14 protein-coding genes, 1 tRNA gene and 9 pseudogenes are annotated in these 23056 nt (G+C 74.2%); 5 read left to right on the top strand and 19 right to left on the bottom strand.

The annotated features are described in order from the left end of the window. Positions 1–21: 21 nt before the first annotated feature. The 4 genes from ACZ411_RS05705 to ACZ411_RS05690 form a co-directional block, all read right to left on the bottom strand. Positions 22–1101: a DeoR family transcriptional regulator gene (locus ACZ411_RS05705; RefSeq protein ID WP_464169122.1), complete on the bottom strand. Its 1080-nt coding sequence runs from the start codon at positions 1099–1101 to the stop codon at positions 22–24. A gap of 261 nt (positions 1102–1362) precedes the next feature. Next, a complete protein-coding gene (locus ACZ411_RS05700) occupies positions 1363–1704 on the bottom strand; it encodes a hypothetical protein (RefSeq protein WP_464169120.1) in 342 nt (113 codons plus the stop codon). Between the two features lie 8 nt (positions 1705–1712). After that, positions 1713–2075 (bottom strand): hypothetical protein, encoded by a 363-nt coding sequence (locus ACZ411_RS05695; protein WP_464169118.1) that lies wholly within the window; start codon positions 2073–2075, stop codon positions 1713–1715. A gap of 169 nt (positions 2076–2244) precedes the next feature. Next, on the bottom strand, positions 2245–2694 hold the full coding sequence (locus ACZ411_RS05690; protein WP_464169116.1) for a hypothetical protein: 450 nt from the start codon (positions 2692–2694) through the stop codon (positions 2245–2247). 286 nt (positions 2695–2980) lie between these two features. Here ACZ411_RS05690 and ACZ411_RS05685 point away from each other — a divergent pair. From ACZ411_RS05685 to ACZ411_RS05675, 3 genes and pseudogenes are all read left to right on the top strand, one after another. After that, positions 2981–3772 (top strand): annotated as a pseudogene (locus ACZ411_RS05685) (baeRF2 domain-containing protein); the annotation flags it as partial. 17 nt (positions 3773–3789) lie between these two features. Further along, a complete protein-coding gene (locus ACZ411_RS05680) occupies positions 3790–4173 on the top strand; it encodes a hypothetical protein (protein WP_464169284.1) in 384 nt (127 codons plus the stop codon). A gap of 64 nt (positions 4174–4237) precedes the next feature. Then, the gene (locus tag ACZ411_RS05675) at positions 4238–4576 is read left to right on the top strand and encodes a DUF8129 domain-containing protein (RefSeq protein WP_464169114.1); all 339 of its coding nucleotides are present in this window, start codon (positions 4238–4240) and stop codon (positions 4574–4576) included. Between the two features lie 64 nt (positions 4577–4640). Here ACZ411_RS05675 and ACZ411_RS05670 read toward each other — a convergent pair. The 10 genes and pseudogenes from ACZ411_RS05670 to rplU form a co-directional block, all read right to left on the bottom strand. Continuing rightward, positions 4641–4713 (bottom strand) — tRNA-Ala (locus tag ACZ411_RS05670). A gap of 222 nt (positions 4714–4935) precedes the next feature. After that, positions 4936–5312: pseudogene (gene rsfS, locus ACZ411_RS05665) on the bottom strand (ribosome silencing factor). A gap of 50 nt (positions 5313–5362) precedes the next feature. After that, on the bottom strand, positions 5363–5710 hold the full coding sequence (locus ACZ411_RS05660; protein ID WP_464169112.1) for a hypothetical protein: 348 nt from the start codon (positions 5708–5710) through the stop codon (positions 5363–5365). Between the two features lie 1250 nt (positions 5711–6960). Next, positions 6961–7645 (bottom strand): annotated as a pseudogene (gene nadD, locus ACZ411_RS05655) (nicotinate-nucleotide adenylyltransferase). A 17-nt stretch (positions 7646–7662) separates the two neighbouring features. After that, the gene (locus ACZ411_RS05650; RefSeq protein ID WP_464169110.1) at positions 7663–7878 is read right to left on the bottom strand and encodes a hypothetical protein; all 216 of its coding nucleotides are present in this window, start codon (positions 7876–7878) and stop codon (positions 7663–7665) included. 132 nt (positions 7879–8010) lie between these two features. After that, a pseudogene (locus tag ACZ411_RS05645) lies at positions 8011–9329 on the bottom strand (glutamate-5-semialdehyde dehydrogenase). A gap of 79 nt (positions 9330–9408) precedes the next feature. Further along, positions 9409–10187: pseudogene (gene proB / locus ACZ411_RS05640) on the bottom strand (glutamate 5-kinase). A gap of 3 nt (positions 10188–10190) precedes the next feature. Then, positions 10191–11733, bottom strand: a pseudogene (gene obgE, locus ACZ411_RS05635) (GTPase ObgE). A 118-nt stretch (positions 11734–11851) separates the two neighbouring features. Beyond that, positions 11852–12107 (bottom strand): annotated as a pseudogene (rpmA, locus tag ACZ411_RS05630) (50S ribosomal protein L27). Positions 12108–12130: 23 nt separating this feature from the next. After that, entirely contained in the window at positions 12131–12439 is a 309-nt protein-coding gene (rplU, locus tag ACZ411_RS05625; protein ID WP_012038175.1) for a 50S ribosomal protein L21, read from the bottom strand. 283 nt (positions 12440–12722) lie between these two features. Between rplU and ACZ411_RS05620 the strand changes: the two genes are divergently transcribed. Then, positions 12723–12998, top strand: a complete 276-nt coding sequence (locus ACZ411_RS05620) for a DUF4031 domain-containing protein (protein WP_464169100.1) — start codon at positions 12723–12725, stop codon at positions 12996–12998. Between the two features lie 87 nt (positions 12999–13085). Here the strand turns inward: ACZ411_RS05620 and ACZ411_RS05615 are convergent. Further along, positions 13086–16151: pseudogene (locus tag ACZ411_RS05615) on the bottom strand (Rne/Rng family ribonuclease). 305 nt (positions 16152–16456) lie between these two features. Between ACZ411_RS05615 and ACZ411_RS05610 the strand changes: the two are divergent. Then, positions 16457–17065, top strand: a complete 609-nt coding sequence (locus tag ACZ411_RS05610; RefSeq protein ID WP_464169098.1) for a vitamin K epoxide reductase family protein — start codon at positions 16457–16459, stop codon at positions 17063–17065. A 64-nt stretch (positions 17066–17129) separates the two neighbouring features. On the opposite strand, the gene ndk is transcribed toward ACZ411_RS05610, so the two are convergent. The 4 genes and pseudogenes from ndk to ileS all read right to left on the bottom strand — a co-directional run bounded on the left by ndk (position 17130) and on the right by ileS (position 22936). Then, positions 17130–17666 (bottom strand): nucleoside-diphosphate kinase, encoded by a 537-nt coding sequence (ndk, locus tag ACZ411_RS05605; RefSeq protein WP_464169277.1) that lies wholly within the window; start codon positions 17664–17666, stop codon positions 17130–17132. Then, positions 17561–17791 carry a DUF4233 domain-containing protein gene (locus tag ACZ411_RS05600; protein WP_464169275.1) on the bottom strand — a complete coding sequence of 77 codons (231 nt, stop codon included), beginning with the start codon at positions 17789–17791 and terminating at the stop codon, positions 17561–17563. Before ACZ411_RS05600 ends, ndk begins: the two co-directional genes overlap by 106 nt. 255 nt (positions 17792–18046) lie before the next feature. Next, positions 18047–19615, bottom strand: a complete 1569-nt coding sequence (locus ACZ411_RS05595) for a bifunctional folylpolyglutamate synthase/dihydrofolate synthase (protein ID WP_464169096.1) — start codon at positions 19613–19615, stop codon at positions 18047–18049. Continuing rightward, positions 19612–22936, bottom strand: a pseudogene (gene ileS / locus ACZ411_RS05590) (isoleucine--tRNA ligase). The gene ACZ411_RS05595 and the pseudogene ileS overlap by 4 nt, the downstream one beginning before the upstream one ends. Between the last annotated feature and the right edge of the window lie 120 nt (positions 22937–23056).

The raw sequence follows: 23056 nt of genomic DNA, 5'->3' as shown, positions 1-23056 counted from the left end.
TGGCCGATCTGGCGCGCCGGATCACGAGGGCCACGAGCGCGTCGGCCTGGGCGGGCGAGAGCGCGGGGCCGGGCTCGTCGACCTTGGTCGTCGTGCCGTCGGGTTCCGCGAGGGTGACGTTCTGGCGCACCCGGCCGTCGATGTCGAGGTGGTCGAGCGGGCATCCGCTCGGCGGCCAGGGCCACCTGAGCATGGGGTCGTCGAGGCGTCCGGGCAGGAAGCGCGAGGGTCTCCAGACCCGACGCGATGAGCGCGCGGAGAGACGTTCACGCCCTTGCCGCCCGGCTGCTCGGCGACGCCGCGGGCGCGCTGCACGGCACCCCGCCGCGGGCGTAGGGCCCCGGCGAGGTCGATGGTGCGGTCGAGGCTCGGGTTGGCGGTGAGGGCGAGGATCACGCGACCATCACCTCCACCTCGGCGCGGGCGAGCGCGTCCCGGAGCGGCGCGTCCGGCGCCCGGTCGGTGACGAGCGTGTCGAGGTCGTCGAGGGCCGCGAAGCCGACGAGGGCCTCCTCCCCCGCCTTCGACGCGTTCCACCAGGGCGAATCGGCCCTGGCGGGATCCCCGGGTCAGGGCGGTCTTCACGGCGGCCTCCTCCTCGTCGGGCGTGCTCAGGCCGAACTCCGCGTGGATGCCGTTCGCGCCGATAGAAGGCGAGGTCCGGCCGCAGGCGCGACAGCTGACCCGAGGGTCGCGGGCCCGATCCGCGGCGCTCGTCGATGCCGCGGAGCCGGCCGCCGAGCAGCTGCGCCTCCACGGCGGGGTTCCGGCTGACGGTCTGCGCGACGACCATCGAGTGGGTGACGACGACGAGCGTGCGGCCCGCCACGTCGGGCGTCCCACGCGGCGAGCCGAGTCGGCGACGAGGCTCGTCGTGGTGCCCGCGTCGAGGGCGATCGATCCCGGGAACGTGGTGGGGATGAGGCGCATGGCGGCGTCGGCGATGCGGGCCTTGGCGGCCGTGTTGCGGGTGCCGCGCGCGTCGAGGCTCTCCTCGGCGCGCGTGGAGCGGTTGGCGCGGACGGCGCCGCCGCGCACGCGGCGGAGCACGCCGCGCGTCTCCAGCTGGGCGAGGTCGCGGCGGACGGTCTCGGTGGTCACGTCGAACTCGCCAGGGCCGGGCCCACCACCGCGACTCGGCCGGGGCGCGCTCGAGGAGGGCGACCACCCTGTCCTGGCGTTCCTCGGCGTACATGGGCGGTCTCCTTCGACTCCGTGGGGCACGTGCGCCTCGCGTTCCTCGCACTGTAGCCCGCATCCGCAGGAGAAGCAACAAGCTCCCACACGGAACCACACGATCGCAGACAGGCGCGCGCTCCGCGGATCGGGGACGGGTCAGCGCCCGAGTGCGGGCGGGCCTCCTCACGCAGCACGTCCGCGACGGCATCCGCCTGCCCAGGCGAGGCCCTGGTGGCGTTGGGGTGCAGCGGCACGGAGCCCGCGCTCCCGCCGAGGCCGGCGACGTACGCCTCCCCGCGTCGCCGGCGCACGCGCCGTGCGCGCAGCGGTCGGGGTCTCCTCGTCGACGTAGCGCGCACCGGCCTCCCGGGCGGCGCGGGCGATCGCGTCGTCGAGCGCCCGCTGGATCCCCGCCAGCCACACCGCACTCCCGGTCGGTGAGGAGCAGGCCTGCCCGTTCACGGTCGCGCCCGCCGTCGCGCGCAGGCAGCCCTCCGCCGGGAGGGCGTCGGGACCGGCCAGCACGGTCAGGATCAGCCGAGCCCGCTGTGACGATGCGGGCGTCGGGCGCGGCGGCGCGGATCCGGGCGAACGCGTCGTCGAGGCCGGCCGAGACCTCGCCGTCGATGCGGGCACGGACGGCGTCGGTCCCGCCCGCGGGCGCGAGCTGGTCGACGCACGTCGCGCCTCCCGCGGCCACCGGGCCCTCCGGGGTCACGCGCCAGGCAGCCGCCCACGAGCGCCGGGAAGCCGAGGTCGTCGCCGCCGAGCCGCACGAGCACGACGTCGGCGCCGTCGGCCAGCGCGTCGAGCTGCGCGGGCACATCGTCCGCCCGCCGCGCTCCCGAGGGGCCGTCGAGGTCGGCCGTCGTGGCCCCGTCGCGGGCCGCGTCCACGAGCTCGGCGCCGACGGCCGCGACGGCGACGCGGACTGGACGCGGCGACCGTGCGCCCGCGAGAACGCCGGGATCGCCCGGGACTGGGCTCGGCCGGCCCCGGCGCCGGTGGAGGACAGCCGTCCCCCAGCGCCACGACGCGGCAGCGGCTCGGCGTCCGGCGTCGGCGTCACGCGGCTCGGAGCGGAGCAGCCGGCGGCGGCGAGGAGGAGGAGCCCTGGCCGTGACGCCGACGCCAGAGGAGGCTTGCCAGTGTCGTGCTCGGGGTACCCGTCGGAGCGCCGCCCGGCGGGTCACGGTGGCGGGATCGTCGTCGGCGTGGTCCATCCCGTCGCACCCTACGCGAGGGCCGCGGGCGGAGCCGCTCGGCGGCGGGAGCCTGGGTCAAGTCCTCGGCGGAGCGCCGTCGGGCGTACACGACGACGGCCACGATCAGGCCGACCACGAGCCCGGCGGCCAGCGGGAAGAGGAAGCCGCCCGGGCCGATCTGCGTCACGACGCTGCCGTGGTCGATGCGCGTGTCGACGACGCCGGGCACGTCGAGCCCCGGGTAGACCCCCTCGGTGCCCTGCGCGAAGGACGTGATCAGGAGCGTCACGATGACCGCCGCGCCCACCACGAACGCGGCCCAGCAACCCCAGTACCGCGGATCCGACCACCGACGTGCGGTGCGGGTCGGCGGCGTGCGTCCGGTGCCAGGGTGGCGTGCGACATTGTGGAGCTCCAGGGGTCGATGAGCCTGGGCCACGGGTGCCCGGCGTCCTCCATGTGGAGGACAGTCCCCCGATCGGGGAGCGTCGGCTCGGCCGCGCGGGAGCGCCGAACGGGGCTGTCAAGTCCCTTGGCGTCGGTGGGCCGCCGGGCGTCGGGTGGAGCGACGTCCACGACGAGAAGGAGGCACTCCCATGACCGACCTCACGACCGGCCGCCGCACCTCGGCCGAGCTGCTCCGACGACCCGGGCCCTGGATCCAGGCGCACGTCGACGACTCCGTCGACACGGCCGAACCCTCCCCAGGTGCTCGAGACCCGGCGGACCAGCGTCCTCGACCGGCTCGCCCGCGGCGGCGCGTCCGACGACGACCTCGCGCTGGTCTCGTCGGCGCTCGCGCACGAGCCCGCGCCCCGGCGGCCCGCGCACCCGCATCGTGCTCGTCGAGGCGGCGCAGCTCGTCCTCGACGAAGTCGATCCCCGGCATCCCCACCGAGCCCGAGTCCGTCGGCGTCATCCCGGTGCCCGACCTCGCGCCCCTCCTGGAGCGCGAGCCCGAGCGCATCGTCCACGTGGTCGTCGAGACCGAGCCGGGGACGGCGGCGAGGTGCGCGTCCTGCGGGCGGGCGCGGACGAGCTCGTCGACGAGCGCGCCGTCGAGGGCCCGGACCGACACGCTGCACGCCGTGCACACGGGCGGGTCGCGCCAGGACCGGCTGCAGCACCACGCCGAGGAGATCTGGCGCCAGACGCAGGGCGAGCTCGCCGAACGGGTCGACGACGTGGTCCGGCGGCACCGGCGGCGCCTCCTCGTCGTGGCCGGCGACATCCGTGCCCGCCAGCTGCTCGAGGGGGAGCTCGGAGCGGAGGCCCGGGCGATCCTCTCCGTGGAACCGACGAACACGCGCGCCGACGGCGCCGACGGCCGGGCCCTCGAGGACCGCGTCCGGACGGAGCTGCAGCGGATCCTGGCGGCGGGCGAGCGGGACGTCCTCGAGCCCGCGTGGCCCAGCACGACGGCCGCGGTGACGGCTGGGCCGAGACGCGGGTCGGCACCGTCGTGCGCGCCCTCGCGAGCGCGCAGGTCGACACCCTCGTGCTCGACGCCGACGCGCTCCGCGACCAGCGCCTGCTGGCGCTCGGCGGCGCGCCGTGGATCGCGGCCGCCCCGGAGGACGCCCTCGGCGCGGAGGTCCTCGGGCACGTCCCGGCGCACGTCGCCCTCAGCCGCGCGGCGCTGCTGACCGACGCGCGGGTCGTCCTCACGGACTCGACCACTGCGCCGGACGGCGCGGACGCGATCGGCCTGCCCGGCGGCGCATCGGTCGCCGCGCTCCTGCGCTGGCCCGAGGGCCCGGCCGTGCCGGGGACGGGCCCGACCCCGTGACGGCGCTCTCCGACCCCGTAGGCCGCGCACCCACCACCGCCACCACGAGCCCCGAGGAGGCACCATGACCGACGCACCCACCCACGACGAGCTGCCCCTGCCCGACTTCGACCACGTCCCGCTCGCGACGCTCCCGCAGCGCATCCTGCCCCTGGACGAACGGGAGCTCCTGCTCCTCGTCGCCTACGAGGGCGCCCACGGGGACCGCCTGCCGGTCATGCAGGTGCTCGAGCGGCGCCTCGAGGCGCTGCGCGACGGCGCCGAGCCCTCCGGCCGCATCCCGGACGCCATGCCCGAGGTGGCGGAGGGCGGTCACGTGGAGCGGGTGACGCCGGCAACGAGCTTACCGCCCGTGAACCCGCCGTCGCACGGCGACCCGACGAACCCCGCGCAGCCCCGCTGAGCCAGGCAGGGCCCGGGAACGGGAAGAGCCCCGCTCCTCCGTGAGGAGGAGCGGGGCTCGAGGGTGGATCTGAGGGGATTCGAACCCCTGACCCCCTGCATGCCATGCAGGTGCGCTACCAACTGCGCCACAGACCCGTTCTCCGCTTCCCTGCGGAAGCGACTCGTCTACATTACTACACATTCCGACCGCCCCATGACCAGGGCATCCTCCCCGCCGGTCCCGGCCCGAACTGCCCCGGGGATCCCGGCGCACACGGCCGTGACCGTGCTCGGAGGACCCGGTCGGCGGGCAGGATCGAGCGCCGATCCGAGACGAGCGCCGGTCCGGCGCGGTGGCCGGACCGGCGTCGCGGCCGATCAGGAGGCGGAGGCGCTCGGCTCGATCTCGAGCTCGACGACGGGGCAGTCCTTCCAGAGGCGCTCCAGCGAGTAGTACATGCGGTCCTCCTCGGTGAAGACGTGGGCGACGACGTCGCCGAAGTCGAGGAGGATCCAGCTGCCCTCGCTCTTCCCCTCGCGGCGCAGCGGCTTGGCGCCGGCCTCGATCATCTTGTCCTCGATCTCGTCGGCGACCGCCTGCGCGTTCCGCTCGTTGCGGGCCGAGGCGATCAGGAAGACGTCGGTGAGCGGCAGGGGCCGGAGACGTCGAGCGCGACCAGGTCGATGGCCTGCTTGGAGTCGGCGGCGGAGGCGGCGACCTTGAGCAGGTCGAGGGCGCGGGGAGAAGCGGTCACAGAGTCCTTCCGGGACGGGTGGGGTGGTGCAGGGGTTCAGAATACATTCGTCATGAAGGCGACGATGACGAGGCCCGCGCCGATGACGGCGACTCCCCGGCCGTGACCGCCGCGACGACGGGTGCCGTGAAGCGCTTCCGCGGCGGCGGCTGGACGACGGCGCGCGTCGAGGTGTGGGTGCTGACCGCACGGCTCGCGCGGACGGGCTCCGAGTCGGAACCGGCCGGGGCGTGGTCATGGTCGTCGCCCTGCTCGAGGATGCGGTCCATGTCGGCCGTGTCGAAGCGGTCCGGATGGGTGCCCATGGAGCCGAGGCTGCGGGGCAGGTCGATCGACCCGGTGATGATGATCTCGCCCGTGCTGTTCAGCGCCTGCTGCATGTCGCCCGCGTGCGGCACGGTCGGGAGGATGAAGTGGTTGCCGGTGTGCGGCTGGTCCTCGTCGACCTGATCCTGGACGGACCAGTGGCCCGTCGGCGGCGTGAACGGAGTGCGGACGTCGGCGGCGGCAGCGGCGGCTCCGGTCGGCTCGGCCGCGCGGTCGCCGGGCTCGACGCCCTCGAGGTCCTCGGACGCGGCGGAGGCGCGGGTCCCGAACGAACGCGGCTCGAGGGACGGGGGCGGCTGGGACCGGTCGCCCAGGAGGCGGGCTCGGAGCGACGGCGCCGGGCAGGGGGTCCTCGTCCCGGCTCGGCGTGTGCGCGGCCAGCGGGGGCACCGTCGGCTGCTCCCCCGAGCTGTCCACGTTGCAGGCCCGCGGCGTCGCCCGAGGGCACGATGGGCGCGAACGGCCAGGCGGAGGGGGTCTCGGCGGACGGCGTCCCGGGAGCGCGCGGCTCCTCGGTCTCGCGGTCGGCATCGGCGTCCTCGACCGGGACGGCCTCGATCTCCTCCGCCTCCTGCGCGGGGACGGCCTCCGCCTCGACGTCGGCGGGGCGCCGGCAGGCGCTGCCGTACGGCGCCCGCGGTCGGGGTCGCGCGGGACCCGCGGCCGTAGCGGACGTACGGCGGCAGCCGGACGCACCGGGACCGGGAGGGCGCGTTCGTCGACGGCCACGGCGTCGCGGCCGCCGGTCGCGGCGGCGGCGCCATCTGGGCGGCGCCATCGCCACCGGCGTCGGCGTCCCCCGAGGGAGCGGACGGCGTCGCGGACGGGGATCCGGGGGACGCCCGCGTGCTCGGATCCGCGCTGCTCTGACGCGCGGCCTCCTCGGCCTCGCGGACGGCACGGCGCTCGGCGGCGGCGGTCACGCACGCCCCGACAGGAGGATGGCGGAGGTCTCGGGACCCACGCCGGACGACGCGGCCGGGACCGCGGCGGTGTCGGGCGCGGCGGCGACCTGGTCGGACGCCCCAGGCGGACTCCGGCGCAGGGGCCTCCCCCTGCTGCGCGTCCCCCGGCGCGTCGACGACGGAGACGGAGGCATCGGGTGCGGTGTCGACGGGGGCGGCGTCCTCGGAGGCGGCGTCCTCGGAGGCGGAGGCGACGGCGAGGAGTCGGAGGCGGGACCGGCGCCGGGACCGGACGTGTCCGGGCGGAGGATCGCGGTGCGTCCGCCGGGACGTGGTCGGCCGGGGCGTCGTCCGCCTCGTCGATGCCGAGCGCGAGGGCGCGGGCGCTGCTCGGCGGCGCGCATCTCGCGGCGGCTTCAGCCCGAGCGTCTGGGGAGCGGGACCGTCGTCGAGGCTCGAGGTCGGCCCGGCGTCGGGCGCGTCGTCGGAGGGCTCATCGCGGGCGCCCGATACAGATGGTGCTTGGAGACTCGTACTGGACGACTCCGTCGGGGACGAGGTGCCGCACGGGGAAGCCCCGTCCGACTCGGCTCCGGCAGTCGGTCGAGGAGATGGCCAGCGCCGGCACCTCCAGCAATCTTACGTCGGCATGCGGGAGGGCGCTCTCGGTGAGGTCGTGCCCGGGACGCGTCACGGCGACGAAGTGCGCCAGGTCCCACAGCTCCGCGACGTCCTTCCACCCGAGGATCTGCTGGATGGCGTCCGCGCCCGTGATGAAGAAGAGCTCCGCGTCCGGGTGCGTGCGCCGGATGTCGCGGAGCGTGTCGATCGTGTAGGTGGTGCCGGCCCGGTCGATGTCGACGCGGCTCACGGTGAAGCGCGGGTTCGCCGCGGTCGCGATCACGGTCATGAGGTAGCGGTGCTCGCCGTCGGTGACCGTCTGCTTCTGCCACGGCTGGCCTGTGGGGACGAAGATCACCTCGTCGAGCTGGAGGTGCTGCTGCACCTCGCTCGCGGCGACGAGGTGCGGCCGTTGTGGATGGGGTCGAACGTGCCGCCCATGACCCCGATGCGGAGGCGCGGGGTCGCGGGTGTCGTCATCTGGCGGGTGCTCGCGCTCAGTGCGCCTGGTCGGCGGTGCCGTGGCCCTGCTCGGCCACGGGGGCTTGCCCCACTTCTCCGAGTGGCGGTTGCTCACCGTCGCGGAAGCTGAACATGACGACGCCCAGGGCGATGAACGCGACCGCGGCGACGGCCGGGAACACCCACAGCGGGGCGGCGAGCTCCATGGCGTGCTCGGTCTCGGCGAGGAGGGTGGTGGTCAGCGCGTGCATGGGATCTCCGTTCGTGGCACGCCCCGTGGTGCGGAGGCGGCGCCTGCCATCCTATCGGCGAGCCCCTCGCGGCGTGCACCGGGTCCGGGCGTGCCGTGGCGCGCTCCGATCGCCGCCCTGGACCGCGTCCGGTCAGCCGCGGACCTGTCCGCTCCCCCGCACGACCCACTTCGTGCTGGTCAGCTCTGCAGCCCCATCGGCCCGCGCGCGTGCAGCTTCTGCGTGGAGATGCCGACCTCGGCGCCGAAGCCGAACTCGGATCCGTCGGTGAAGCGCGTGGAGGCGTTCACCATGACGACGGCCGAGTCGACGGCCGCGAGGAAGCGCTCCGCCACGGCGACGTCGGATGTGACGATGGACTCGGTGTGGTGCGTGGACCAGCGGGCGATGTGCGACACGGCGTCCTCCACGGAGTCGACCACCCGGACGGCCAGGTCGAGCGAGAGGTACTCCGCGGCCCAGTCCTCCTCCGTGGCGGGGACGGCGGCGGGCCACAGCGCGCGGACGGCCTCGTCGCCGTGCACCGTCACACCGCGGTCGCGCAGCGCGTCGAGCACGTCGGGGAGCACGCGCGGCGCGGCGTCCCGGTGGACGAGCAGCGTCTCCATGGCGTTGCAGACGCTGGGGCGGCTGACCTTGGCGTCGACGGCGATGTCGACGGCCATCCGCGCGTCGGCGGACGTGTCGAGGTACACGTGCACGACGCCCGCGCCGGTCTCGATCACGGGCACGGTCGACTCCTCGACGACCGTGCGGATGAGCTCGGCGGATCCGCGCGGCACCAGCACGTCCACCAGTCCCCGCGCGCGCATGAGGCGGGCGGCACCGGCGCGTCCGTGCGCGTCGACGGTCTGCACGGCGTCCGCGGGGAGGCCGGCGCCCTCGAGCGCCGCCCGCATGACGTCGACGAGGACGGCGTTCGTCCGGAGCGCCGCCGAGCCGCCGCGGAGGACGACCGCGTTGCCGCTCTTGAGCGCGAGGGCGGCGATGTCCACGGTGACGTTCGGCCGGGCCTCGTAGATGGCGCCGACGACGCCGAAGGGGACGCGCACCTGCGAGAGCAGGAGCCCGTTGGGGAGCGTGCGGCCGCGCACCACGTGGCCGAGCGGGTCGTCGAGCGCGCGGATCCCGGCCACGGCATCCGCGAGCGCGGCGACGCGGCGCGCGTCCAGGGTCAGCCGGTCGAGGAGGCCCGTCGCGAGCCCCGCGGCCCGTCCCGCGTCGAGGTCCTGCACGTTGGCCGCGACGATGCGGTCGGCGTGCGCGACGAGGGCGGCGGAGACCGCGTCGAGCGCGGCGTCGCGCTGGCCGGACGTGCGGGCCGCGACGGCGGTGGACGCGGCGCGGGCGGCCCCCAGGATCCGCTCGAGCTCCGCGTCCGGTCCGTGGGCGCCGCCGGATGCAGGGGGAACGGCGGGCTCGGCGGGGGCGGCGGAGGCGATCGTGGGCATGGACGGAAGCCTAGCGCCAGCGGCCCGACGACGGGCGGACGCGACGAGCGGACGCGACGGCCGGCCTGGCGTGGCGCGGTCAGGCGCGGGGCGCGAACCAGGTGCCGACGTGCCCGCCGGCGAGGGCATCCGCGACCTGGGCGGTCGAGGTCAGGAGCACGCCCGTGCCGGCCTCGGCGGCCAGGCGAGCGGCGGCGACCTTGGTGACCGCTCCCCGGTGCCGACGCCCGTGCCGGTGCTGCCGATCTCGACGCCCGCGAGCTCGTCGCCGAAGTCGACGTGCTCGATGCGGCGCGCGCCCGGCTCCTGGGGCGGGCGCGTGTAGAGCGCGTCCACGTCGGAGAGGAGGAGGAGGAGGTCCGCGTCGACCAGCCTCGCGACGAGCGCCGCCAGCCGGTCGTTGTCGCCGAAGCGGATCTCGTGCGTCGCCACCGTGTCGTTCTCGTTGACGATGGGCAGGAGCCGGAGGCCGAGGAGGCGCTCCATGGCGCGCTGCGCGTTCTCGCGGTGGTCCGGCGCCGCGAGGTCGCCGGCGGTGAGGAGCACCTGCCCCGCGACGATGCCGTAGCGGTCGAGGCTCTCCTGGTACCGGAAGACGAGCACGCTCTGTCCGACCGCGGCCGCCGCCTGCTGCGTGGCGAGGTCCGCCGGCCGGTCGTCGAGGCGCAGGAACGGCATGCCCGTGGCGATGGCACCCGACGACACCAGGACGACCTCGGCGCCGCGCGCGTGCACCGTGGCGATGGCGTCGACGAGTGGGCCGATCTGCCCGGCGTTCTCCCCGCTGATGGACGACGAGCCGACCTTCACCACGATGCGGCGCGCCGTCGCGATGCCCGCGCGCGCGGTCGTGCCCATCGGCTACGCCTTCTCGTCCGCGGAGGCGTCCTCGTCGGTCGCGTCGTCGTCCGCCCACAGCCCGGCCTCGCCCTCGCGCACGAGCTGGGCGCGGGCCTCCGCCTTGGCGTCCATGCGGGCGAAGTAGTCCTCGCGACGCGCCTGGTTCGTGCGGCGGTTGAGCGGGTCGACGCGGGCGTCCGCGCCGCGCGGGCTCGTGATGAGCTCGGCGGTGGAGGTGAGGGTGGGCTCCCAGTCGAAGACCACGCCGCTGCCCTCGCCGATGACGACGCTGGAGCCGGCGACGGCCCCGGCCTTGAACAGCCCGTCCTCGACGCCGAGCTTCGCGAGCCGGTCGGCCAGAGTAGCCGACGGCCTCGTCGTTGGTGAAGTCGGTCTGCTGGACCCAGCGCTCCGGCTTCGTGCCGAGCACCCGGTAGATGTCCCCGTAGCTGCCGCCGTCGACGCGGATGGTGAAGGGCTTCTCGTCCACGGCCCGTGGACGCAGCACGATGCGCGGGGCCTCGGGCTCCTCGGCGGCCTTGGTGCGGGCATCCTCCACGAGCTCGGCCAGGGCGAATGACAGCTGGCGCAGGCCCTCGTGGCTGACGGTGGAGATGTCGAACACGCGATAGCCGCGCGCCTCGAGCTCGGGGCGCACGAGCTCGGCGAGCTCCTGGGCCTCGGGGACGTCGATCTTGTTCAGCGCGATGAGCTGGGGGCGCTCGAGCAGCGGAACCTGGCCCGCGGGCACCGGGTACGCGGCGAGCTCGGTGAGGATGATGTCGAGGTCCGAGATCGGGTCCCGGCCGGGATCGAGCGTGGCGCAGTCGAGGACGTGCAGCAGCGCGGAGCAGCGCTCGACGTGGCGGAGGAACTCGAGCCCGAGGCCCTTGCCCTCGCTGGCGCCCTCGATGAGGCCGGGCACGTCGGCGACGGTGTACCAGGGAGTCGGCCGCCTCGACCACGCCGAGGTTCGGGTGCAGGGTCGTGAAGGGGTAGTCGGCGATCTTCGGCTTCGCGGCGGAGATGGACGCGACGAGGCTGGACTTGCCCGCGGACGGGTAGCCGACGAGCGCCACGTCGGCGACGACCTTCAACTCGAGGACGACGTCGCCCTCGTAGCCCTGGGTGCCGAGGAGCGCGAACCCGGGGGCCTTGCGCTTGGTGGTGGCGAGCGACGCGTTGCCCAGCCCGCCCTGCCCGGCCTCGGCGGCGACGTAGCGCATGCCCGGCGTGGCCATGTCGGCGAGCTCCTGGCCGTCGGCGTCTTTGACGACCGTCCCCACGGGGACGGGGAGCTGCCAGGGTCTCGCCGAGCGTGCCGTGGCGGTGGTCGCCCATGCCGGGGCCGCCGTTCCGCGAGGAGCGGTGCGGTCCGCGGTGGTAGGCCGAGCAGGGTCGTGACCTGCGGGTCGGCGACGAGGACGATGTCCCCGCCGTTGCCGCCGTTGCCGCCGTCGGGGCCGGCGAGGGGCTTGAACTTCTCGCGGCGGACAGAGACGCAGCCGTTGCCGCCGTTTCCCGCCCGCAGGTGGAGGGTCACGGTGTCGACGAATGTCGCCATGGCTGTCGCTCGTTTCTTCTCGGGGTGTCTCCTGCGGAACGCACGCAAGGGCGGGCCGAGGCCCGCCCTTGAGGTGCTGCGCGGCTGAGCCGCTGCAGGATCGTGCTGTCGGCCTGCGCTAGGCCGGGACGACGATGTTGACGACCTTGCGGCCGCCCTTGACGCCGAACTCCACCGAGCCGGCGGAGAAGGGCGAACAGCGTGTCGTCGCCACCACGGCCGACGTTGACGCCGGGGTGGAAGTGCGTGCCGCGCTGGCGGACGATGATCTCGCCGGCGCCGACGACCTGGCCGCCGAAGCGCTTCACGCCGAGGCGCTGGGCGTTCGAGTCACGGCCGTTGCGGGTAGAGCTCGCGCCCTTCTTGTGTGCCATCTGCTTCTCCCTGCGTTCTCGTGCTAGTTGATCTCGGTGACCTGGACGCGCGTGAGGTCCTGGCGGTGCCCCTGGCGCTTCTTGTACCCGGTCTTGTTCTTGAACTTCTGGATGACGATCTTGGGACCGCGGAGGTCGTTCAGGATCTCGGCGCTGACGGTGACGTCGGCGAGCTTCGCGGCGTCCGTGGTGATGGTGTCGCCGTCGACGAGCAGGACCGCGGGGAGCACGACCTTGCCGCTCTGCTGGTTCTTGACCCGGTCCATCGTGACGATGGTCCCGACCTCGACCTTCTCCTGCCGACCGCCGGCGCGCACAACTGCGTAAACCACTTTTCCGTACCTGTTTTCTCTCGCGGGCTTGACTCACTGGGGACATGACGCCCTGTGGCCCGAATCATTGGAGGAAGTCTGCATGCACGCGCACGACCTCGGGGGTCGGCGCATGCCAGCGACTCACCATGTTACCGGAACGCCGGACAGGGGTCGAACCGCGGACCCCCGGCGTCCTCCATGGATCATACGCGAGCATCCGGCCGCCGAGCCGCATGCGCGCCGGGCGCGTCGCGCGGCGGTCCGCCCCGGGGCCGGGGCGATGCCTGCCTATGCTCGCAGGATGACCGTGCTCCTCGACCGACCCGCGTGGCCCGCGCACGGCACCCTCTGGGCGCACCTGGTGAGCGACGCGTCGCTCGACGAGCTCCACGCCTTCGCGCGCGCCGCCGGGATCCGGAGCGGAGCTTCGACCGCGACCACTACGACGTGCCCGGCGCGGTACGCGGAACTGGTCGCGCGCGGCGCCCTCCCCGTGTCGAACCGGGACCTGGTGCGGCGGCTCCAGGCCAGCGGGCTGCGCGTCACCCAGCGCGAGCGTCGGGCGCCCGAGACCTGACCGTCGTCCGCACGGTGGACGACGAGGGGCCCGGAGCATGCGCTCCGGGCCCCTCGTCGTCCGGCCGTCCCCAGGACAGCCGCGGGATCAGCTCGCGTCGTCGGCGGCGGCGGCCGGCGTCGTCAGCGTCGGGGTCGAGACCCGGCGGGTGCGTGCCCGCCCCTGTCCCGGCTCCTTGGGCTGCGGCAGCGCGTCGAGCACGGAGCCGAGGAGCTGCTCCGCGTCGGCCGAGCTGACTCGGCGCGGCGCCGTACGGGCGCTCGCGACGGGGATGTCGAGGATCTGCACGGGCTCCAGGCGGATGGCCTCGCGCGGCTCGAGCGTCGAGCGCGGGCTCCTCGACGGCGGCATCGGCGGGGTCGGGTCCTCGGCGGGAGCCGCGGGCTCTGACGTGGAGGGCGCCTCCTGCGCCTCGACGGTCGCGGACGACGCGCGTCCCCGGCCTCCCCGGCTGCGCCGCGGACGGTCGCCGCGCCGCTGCTCGTCCGCGGCTGCCGGAGATCCCGCGGACGCCGCGGGCTCGGCCTCGTGCGCCGCCGATCCCTCGTCGGGCGTCCGCACGACGTCCTCGACCCGGTCGATCGCCTCGTTCACCGTCTGGATGGTGCTCGTCGCGATCTTGGCGAGGGCGGAGCGCGCGTCGTCGGTGATGCTGTGGGTGCTCGCCGCGGGCGTGCACTGCTGCTGCGCCTGTCCGCCGCCGCGCCCGCCGCCGTTGCCGCCGTTGCCGTTGCCGCCGCCGTGCTCCTGGCCCTTGCCGCCGCGACGGCGGCCCTGACCCTGGATCGGCTCCTGCGGCGTCTGCTTGTGCTCCATGAGCGGGTCGTGGTGGATGATGATGCCCCGCCCGGCGCACGTCTCGCAGTTCTCCGAGAACGACTCCAGCAGCCCGAGGCCGAGCTTCTTCCGGGTCATCTGCACGAGCCCGAGCGAGGTGACCTCGGCGACCTGGTGCTTCGTGCGGTCGCGGCTCAGGCACTCCACCAGGCGGCGCAGCACGAGGTCGCGGTTGCTCTCGAGGACCATGTCGATGAAGTCGACGACGATGATGCCGCCGATGTCCGCAGGCGCATCTGGCGGACGATCTCCTCCGCCGCCTCGAGGTTGTTCTTGGTGACGGTCTCCTCGAGGTTGCCGCCGGATCCGACGAACTTGCCCGTGTTCACGTCGACCACGGTCATGGCCTCGGTGCGGTCGATGACGAGCGAGCCGCCGGAGGGCAGCCAGACCTTCCGGTCGAGCGCCTTCTCGATCTGCTCGCTGACGCGGTGCTCGTCGAACGAGTCCCTCTCGCCGCGGTACGTCTCGACCCGGTCGATGAGGTCGGGCGCGACGCCGCGGAGGTAGCCCTCGATGATCTCCTGGGCGTCGCCGCCGTCGATGACGAGCTTGTGGAAGTCCTCGTTGAAGACGTCGCGGATGATCTTCAGCAGCAGGTCGGGCTCGGAGTGCAGGAGCGCGGGCGCCTGCGCCTTCTCGACCTGGCGGCTGATCTCCGCCCACTGCGACGTGAGCCGCTCGACGTCGAGCTTCAGCTGCTCCTCCGTCGCGCCCTCGGCGGCCGTGCGGACGATGACGCCCACGTTCTCGGGCAGCACCTCCTTCAGCGTCTTCTTCAGGCGCGCGCGCTCCGTGTCGGGGAGCTTCCGGCTGATGCCGTTCATGGAGCCGTTGGGGACGTACACGAGGTAGCGGCCCGGCAGGCTGACCTGGCTGGTGAGACGGGCGCCCTTGTGGCCCACCGGGTCCTTGGTGACCTGCACCAGGACGCGGTCGCCGGGCTTCAGCGCGACCTCGATGCGGCGCGCGTGGCTGCCGCCGCCCTTGTCGGCGTTGGCGGCCTCCCAGTCGACCTCGCCGGAGTAGAGCACGGCGTTGCGGCCGCGGCCGATGTCGATGAAGGCGGCCTCCATGCTCGGGAGCACGTTCTGGACGCGACCGAGGTAGACGTTGCCGATGAGGGACGCCTCGTCGGCGCGGGCGACGTAGTGCTCCACCAGCACCTGGTCCTCGAGCACGCCGATCTGGATCTTGCCATCGCGCGAGCGCACGATCATGCTGCGGTCGACCGACTCGCGGCGGGCCAGGTACTCGGACTCCGTGAGGACGGGGCGGCGGCGGCCGGCGTCGCGGCCGTCGCGGCGGCGCTGCTTCTTCGGCCTCGAGGCGGGTGGAGCCCTTGATGCGCTGCGGCTCCGTGATGAGCTCGGGCTCGCGGGGCGTGCGGACCTTGACCACGGTGCCGGGAGCGTCGTCGCCGTCGCGGCCCTCCTCGCCGGTGCGGCGGCGCGCGCGGCGGCGCACGGAGGGGGCGTCGTCCTCGTCGTCGTGGTCGTCCTCGCGGTCGCGCACGCGACCGTCGCAGCCCGCGCTGCGGTCCTGGCCGCGTCCGCTGCGACGCGAGGAGCGCGAGGGGCGGTCGTCGCGGTCGGCGTCGTCGTCCTCGTCGCGGTCGTCGTCGCGCCGGTCGTCCCGCGCGCGGCGGGGCGGCAGCGGGGCGATGTCCGGGGCCTGGAAGAAGACGGACAGGGACGGGAGCGTGCGAGCCGGGGCGGCGGGGGCCTCCGTCGCGGGCTCCTCGTCCGCGACGGCGTCCGTGCCTGCGGCGGCGGGCGCGGAGGCGGGCTCGGGAGCCGGGGCGGCGGGCGCGGAGGCGGGCTCGGGAGCCGGGGCGGCGGGCGCGTCGGCGGGCTCCTCGGCGGGAGCCGCGACGGCGGCCTTGCGCGGGGCGCGCTTCCGCGGGGCCGGGGCGGCCGGTGCCTCGTCGGCGGGCGCGGCGGCCTCCGCGGACGCGGGAGCCTCGTCGGACGCGGGAGCCTCGGCGGACGCGGGCGCTGAGGCGGACGCGTCGACGCTGGCGTCGTCCGGCTGGGCGGCCGCGGGCGCGGAGGCGGCGGTGCTCGCGCGGCGGGAGCGTCGGACGACCGGCGCCTCCTGCTCGACGGGCGCGGACTGGGTGTCGTCGTTCTCGTTCAGGGTGTGGCCCTTCGCTACGGAGGCGGCGGGCGTGCCGCTCGCCTCGGGGGACGCGGACGCGGGGAGGACGGGCGGGCCGCCGGTCTCCGTCGCCGCGGTCGGCTCGGCGCGGCGGCCGGTCAGCCGCTCGAGGAGGCTGGGTCGCCTCCTGCCGGTGTTCTCGTCTCTCTCCACCATCTCTGGTGCACTCCTCAACCGGACGGTACGGCCGCGCCGTATCCCGGTAGCTCTCCGAGTGGATCCCCGCCTTCGCGGTTCTCCGTCGATCCTGGTCTGCGACTTCCGGCCCGAGGCTACGGTCGTGCGCACTGGTACGGAACTGGCTATCCGCCGCCGGACGTGCCGTGCGGCCCGGGTCTGCCCCGGGAAAGACTGTTAATGGCGGTCGTCCCGCGCGGCGGGTCGACCTGCCAGCCAGTATCGCACGCCGACGCCCACCCGGCCGTCAGGGTCACGGCCGGGCCGTCTGCCATGATCTCCCGATGACCGCGACCCGGGCCCCCGTGCACCCCCGTTCCCTGGCCCTCCTGCTCGTCGTCACGGGCGTCGTCGGGTGGATCGGGTCGTTCGTCCTCGTCCTCGAGCGGCTGCACCTGCTCGAGGAGCCGGGCGCGTCGCTCTCGTGCGACATCAACCCGTTCATCTCCTGCGCGACGGTCATCGAGTCCGCGCAGGGCTCGCTCCTCGGCTTCCCGAACCCGCTCATCGGGGTCGCCGCCTTCGTGGTGCCCGTCGTGCTCGGCATGGTGCTCCTCGCCGGGGCGCGGTTCGCGCGGTGGTTCTGGACGCTCTTCGCGCTCGGCACGCTGGGCGGCTGGCTGTTCGTCACCTGGCTCTTCACCCAGAGCGTCTTCGTCATCGGTGCGCTCTGCCCGTACTGCCTGCTGGTGTGGAGCGCGATGATCCCGCTGTGGTGGGGCACGCTCTCCGCCACCGCGCGGTCGGGTCTCATCCCGGTGCCCGCCGGGATCCGCCGGGCCGCGGACGCGGTGGCGCCCTACGCGTGGGCCGTGGTCGTGCTGAACTACGCCGTCATCGTCGTCGCGATCGTCGCGGCCTTCCCCGCGCTGATCCCGACGCTCCTCGGCTGAGCGGGCCGGGACGTGCGAGAGGGGCCGACCGGATCCGGTCGGCCCCTCTCCGCGTGCGCTCCGACTAGAACCAGAGGGCGAGCTCGCGCGCCGCGGACTCGGGCGAGTCGCTGCCGTGCACGAGGTTCTGCGCGACCGCGAGGCCCCAGTCGCGGCCGAGGTCGCCGCGGATGGTGCCGGGCGCGGCTCCGGTCGGGTCGGTGGTGCCGGCGAGCGACCGGAAGCCCTCGATGACGCGGTTCCCCGCGACGCGCACGGCGACGACGGGACCGGACTCCATGAACTCCACGAGCGGCTCGTAGAACGGCTTGCCCTGGTGCTCCTCGTAGTGCTGCTCGAGCAGGGCGCGCTCGGCCTGCAGCATGCGGAGGTCGACGATCTGGTAGCCCTTGGCCTCGATGCGGCGGAGGATCTCGCCGGTGAGGCCGCGGGCGACCCCGTCGGGCTTCACGAGGACGAGGGTCTCCTGGACGGGTGCGGTCGTGGGGGGATCTCCTACGGGGTGGAGCCGGCGGCTCGTCGGTCGGTCGGTGGTCGGTGGGGAGGTCGTGGGCGCCGTCGGCCGCGGCGGCCTGCTCGTCGAGCATGGCCTGCTCCCCAGGCCCCGCGCGCGGCGGCCTTCTCGCGGTCGATGCGGGCGCCCTGGACCATGGCGTAGATCCAGAGGAGCAGGAAGAACCCGCCGACCGCGTACATGGCGGGCAGGACGAGGCCGGTGAGGACCACGAGGACCTGCACGACCCAGCCGGCGCGCACCCCGAGCGGGGTGCGCAGCGAGCCCGACGACGGCGAGCATCGCGAGCACCAGGAGCGCGCCGCCGCCGAGCGCGGGGAGCGCCGGCAGCGCCTCCAGGCCGAAGGCGACGAGGCTCGCGAGGAACACGACGATGACCTGGAAGCCCATGACGATGGACCCGAGGATCTCGACCGTGGTGCGGGGCGGACGGGGGCGGCGCGTGCGGGCGGGCCGCCCGTCGGTGCTCACGCGGTCTTCCAGCCCGCCTGGTCCGCGTGGGCCATGGCCTCGCCGACGAGGAGGATCGAGCCGGTGACGAGCGCCGCGCCCTTCTCGGTCTCGCCCGCTGAGTCGCGGGCGTCCTCGAGGGCGGTGCGGAGGTCGGGTTCGACCGTCACGCGGTCCCGGCCGACGACGCCGACGACGACGCGCGCCAGCTCGTCGGGGTCCACCGAGCGCTCCGATGTGGAGGCCGTGACGATGAAGTGGTCGACGACCGGGGCGAGCTCGCGCACGATGCCCTCCGCGTCCTTGTCCGCGAGGACGCCGAGGACGGCGGTGACGCGGTCGAAGGTGAAGTAGACGGGCAGCGCCGCCGCGAGCGAGGCGGCACCCGCGGGATTGTGGGCCGCGTCGACCAGCACGGTCGGCTCCGTGCCGACGACCTGCAGCCGCCCGGGGCTCGTCGCCGTGGCGAGGCCCTCCGCGAGCACGTCGTCGTGGATGGCGTGGTCGCCGCCGCCGAGGAACGACTCGACCGCGGCGATCGCGACCGCCGCGTTCTGCGCCTGGTGCGCGCCGAACAGGGGCAGGAACACGTCGCGGTAGGTGCCCGCGAGGCCCTGGACGGAGACGACCTGGCCGCCGACGGCGAGGGTCGTGTCGAGGAGGCGGAACCGCTCCCCCTCCATGGACCAGGTGGACTCGGTGAGCTCGGCCGCGCGCGTGAGCTCGGCCACCACCTCCGGCACCTGCGCGGCGGAGACGACGTCGGACGCGGGCTTCACGATGCCCGACTTGGTGCGCGCGATCTCGGCGACCGTGGATCCGAGGCGCTGCGTGTGGTCGAGCGAGACGGGCGTGAACACCGCGACCTCGCCGTCGGCGACGTTGGTGGAGTCCCACTCGCCGCCCATGCCGACCTCCACGACCGCGACGTCCACGGGCGCGTCGGCGAACGCCGCGAACGCGAGCACGGTGAGCGCCTCGAAGAAGGTGACGGGCTCCTCGCCCGCGGCCACGAGCTCCTGGTCGACCATGTCGATGAAGGGCTCGACGTCGGCCCAGTTCCGGCTGAGCGCCTCGTCGGTGATGGGGAGGCCGTCGACGACGATGCGCTCGTTGAACCGCACGAGGTGCGGGCTCGTGAACAGGCCCGTCCGGAGGCCGGCGGCGCGGAGGATGCTCTCCGTCATCCGGCTCGTCGACGTCTTCCCGTTGGTGCCGGTGACGTGCACGATCTTGTACGCGCGCTGCGGGTCGCCGAGGAGCTCCACGACGCGACGCGTCGCCGACAGGCGCGGCTGGGGCGCCTGCTCCCCCACGCGCGACAGGAGCGCCTGGTACACGAGGTCGCCCTCGCGCTCGAAGTAGTTCTCGTCGTCGACCTCGCGGCCCGCGACGATCGACCGCTCGGCCTCGCGGCGGAGCTCCGCGGCGTCGTCGGCGAAGAGCTGGTCGTCGCTCAGGCCGTCGACGTCGGGGTCGAGGGCGCGCGCGGCCGCGTCGACGCCCTCGTCGCCCTCGGGCTCGAAGTCGTCGTCGCGCCGGGGCTCGTCGTCGTCGAAGGGCCGTCCGCCCTGCTGGTCGCTCATGCTCGCTCCACCTCGATGTACAGGGGCGATCCGCCGCCGACGGTGATGCCGGCTCCCGGATCCGCCACGGCGTCCGCGTCGATGCGCAGCGCCACGGCCAGGGTCTCACGCGCGATGAGGTCGCGGAACCGCTCCGCCGCCTCGGCGCCCGCGGCGTCCAGGCGGATCACGAGGGCGATGCGGTCGCTCACCTCGAGTCCCGCGCCCTTCCGCGCGTCCTGCACGTTGCGCACCACGTCGCGCGCGAGGCCCTCGGCCTCGAGCTCGGGCGTGAGGGCCGTGTCGAGCAGGAGGAAGCCGCCGCCCGGCAGGAGGGCGAGCGCCTGGTCGGCGCGGTCGCCCGCGACCTCCAGGACGAGCTCGTACTCGCCCGCCACGAGCGGCACGCCGCCCGCGACGACCTCGCCGTCGGCCTCGGTCCAGTCGCCGGCGCGGGCGGCCTGGATGACCTGCTGCACGCCCTTGCCGAGGCGCGGCCCGGCGACGCGCGCGTTCACCGTCAGCCGGCGGGTGATGCCCGCGTCCGACGCGCTCGTGGCCGTGAGCTCCTTGACGGCGACCGCCTTCACGTTCAGCTCGTCGCGGAGGATGTCCTCGAACCGGGCGAGCCCGTCGGCGTCGTCGCTCACCACGGTGAGCCGCGCGAGCGGCTGGCGGACCCGGAGGCCCGACTGCTTGCGGAGCGAGAGCGCCGTGGAGGCCACCTGGCGCACCCGGTCCATCACCTCCACGAGCCGGTCGTCGGCCGGCAGGTCGTCGGGCTCGGGCCAGTCCTCCAGGTGGACGCTGCGCCCGCCCGTGAGGTCCTTCCAGATGCGCTCGGAGACGAGCGGCAGGAGGGGCGCCGCGACGCGCGCCACCGTCTCGAGGACCGTGTACAGGGTGTCGAACGCGGCCGTGCGCGTGACCGTGCCGTCGGCCGCGGTCTCGACGCCCGCCCAGAAGCGGTCCCGGCTGCGGCGGACGTACCAGTTGGTCAGCACGTCGGCGAAGTCGCGCAGGGAGGCCGCCGCGAGCGTGGAGTCGAGCGCCGTCATGTGCGCCGTCACCTCGGTGACCAGGCGGCGGGTGCGGGCGAGGATGTAGCGGTCCAGCACGTCGTCGCTCGTCGTGTCGCGGTGCGCCTCGTAGCCGCCCGGCGCCGCGGAGTTGGCGTAGAGCGAGAAGAAGTACCAGGTGCTCCAGAGCGGCAGCAGCACCTGCCGGACGCCCTGCGCGGATGCCCTCCTCGGTCACCACGAGGTTGCCGCCCCGGAGCACGGGGCTCGCGAGCAGGAACCAGCGCATGGCGTCGGATCCGTCCCGGTCGAACACGTCGTTGACGTCCGGGTAGTTGCGCAGCGACTTCGACATCTTCTGGCCGTCGTTGCCGAGCACGATGCCGTGGCTCACGACGCTCGAGAACGCGGGTCGGTCGAACAGGGCCGTCGAGAGCGCGTGCAGCGTGTAGAACCAGCCGCGGGTCTGCCCGATGTACTCGACGATGAAGTCGGCCGGGCTGTGGGCGTCGAACCACTCGCGGTCCTCGAACGGGTAGTGCACCTGCGCGAAGGGCATCGATCCGGAGTCGAACCAGACGTCCAGCACGTCCTCGATGCGGCGCATGGTGGAGCGGCCGGTCGGGTCGTCGGGGTTCGGGCGCGTCAGCTGGTCGATGAACGGGCGGTGCAGGTCCGTGGGGCGCACCCCGAAGTCGGCCTCGAGCTCGTCGAGGCTGCCGTACACGTCGATGCGCGGGTAGGCCGGGTCGTCGCTCTTCCAGACGGGGATCGGGCTCCCCCAGAAGCGGTTGCGGCTGATGGACCAGTCGCGGGCGTTGCCGATCCACTTGCCGAACTGCCCGTCCTTGACGTTCTCCGGGGTCCACGAGATGTCCTGGTTGAGGCGCACCATGTCGTCGCGGAAGTCGGTGACGCGCACGAACCAGCTGGACACCGCCTTGTAGATGAGCGGGTTCTTGCAGCGCCAGCAGTGCGGGTACGAGTGCTCGTAGCTGGCCTGGCGGATGAGGCGGCCCTGCGCCTTCGGCGTGCGCGTGAGCGTCCTGCCGGCGTCCGACCACAGCTCTCCCGCGACCTCGGGGACCGTGTCGACGAAGCGGCCGCCCTCGTCGAGGGACAGGATCACGGGGATGCCGGCGGCGGCGCAGACCTGCTGGTCCTCCTCGCCGTAGGCGGGGGCCTGGTGGACGATGCCGGTGCCGTCCGTGGTCGTGACGTAGTCGGCGACGAGCACCTGCCACGCGTTCCCGGTGCCGAAGCGCTCCGTGTCGGCGTAGAAGTCCCACAGGCGGTCGTAGGCGACGCCCTCGAGCTGACGGCCGAGGACCGTGCGGGACACGGCGGCGCGCGCCTCGTCGGCGGACGAGTAGCCGAGGTCCTTCGCGTAGTTCCCCACGAGGTCCTGCGCGATGAGGTACTCGGACCCGAGCACCTCGGCGGCGAGCTGCACGGACGACGCGCGGGGCAGGGAGTCCGGCGCCTCGGAGTCGGGCGTGCCGGCGGGGCCCGCGGGCACGATGGCGTACGTGATGTCCGGCCCGACCGCGAGCGCCATGTTCGTGGGCAGGGTCCACGGGGTCGTCGTCCAGGCGAGCGCACGCACGGCGGTGAGGCCGAGCGACTCGGCCTTGGCGCCGACGAGCGGGAACGTGACGGTGACCGACTGGTCCTGGCGCATGCGGTAGACGTCGTCGTCCATCCGCAGCTCGTGGTTGCTCAGCGGCGTCTGGTCGTGCCAGCAGTACGGGAGCACCCGGAAGCCCTCGTACGCGAGGCCCTTGTCGTGCAGCTCCTTGAAGGCCCAGATGACCGACTCCATGAAGTCGATGTCGAGGGTCTTGTAGTCGTCCTCGAAGTCGACCCACCGCGCGGAGCGGGTGACGTACTCCTCCCACTCCCCCGTGTACTCGAGCACCGACCGGCGCGCGACGGCGTTGAAGGCCTCGACGCCCATCTGCTCGATCTCGCTCTTCTCGGTGATGCCGAGCTGGCGCATCGCCTCGAGCTCGGCGGGCAGGCCGTGCGTGTCCCAGCCGAAGCGGCGGTGCACCTGCTTGCCGCGCATGGTCTGGAAGCGCGGGAAGGCGTCCTTCGCGTAGCCGGTGAGGAGGTGCCCGTAGTGCGGGAGGCCGTTGGCGAAGGGCGGGCCGTCGTAGAAGACCCACTCGTCGCATCCCTCGCGCCGCTCGACGGAGGCGCGGAAGGTGTCGTCGCGCTTCCAGAACGCGAGGATGCCGGTCTCGATCTCCGGGAAGCGCGGGCTCGCCGCGACCTGGTCGGGGGCGTGCGGGTCGTCGGGGACGGGACGGGGGTAGGTCATGGCATCTCCTGCGGCGTCGGCTCTCCGCGAGGACGCCCGGAACCCGTGTGCGGATCCCCGAGCGCGGTACCACCCCGCTTGCCACGCGACGCGCGGCCACTCTCCAGAGGCGATGACGGG

It is taken from the genome of Clavibacter sp. AC415 (assembly GCF_979252985.1).
This window is presented reverse-complemented; position numbering and strand designations above follow the sequence as displayed.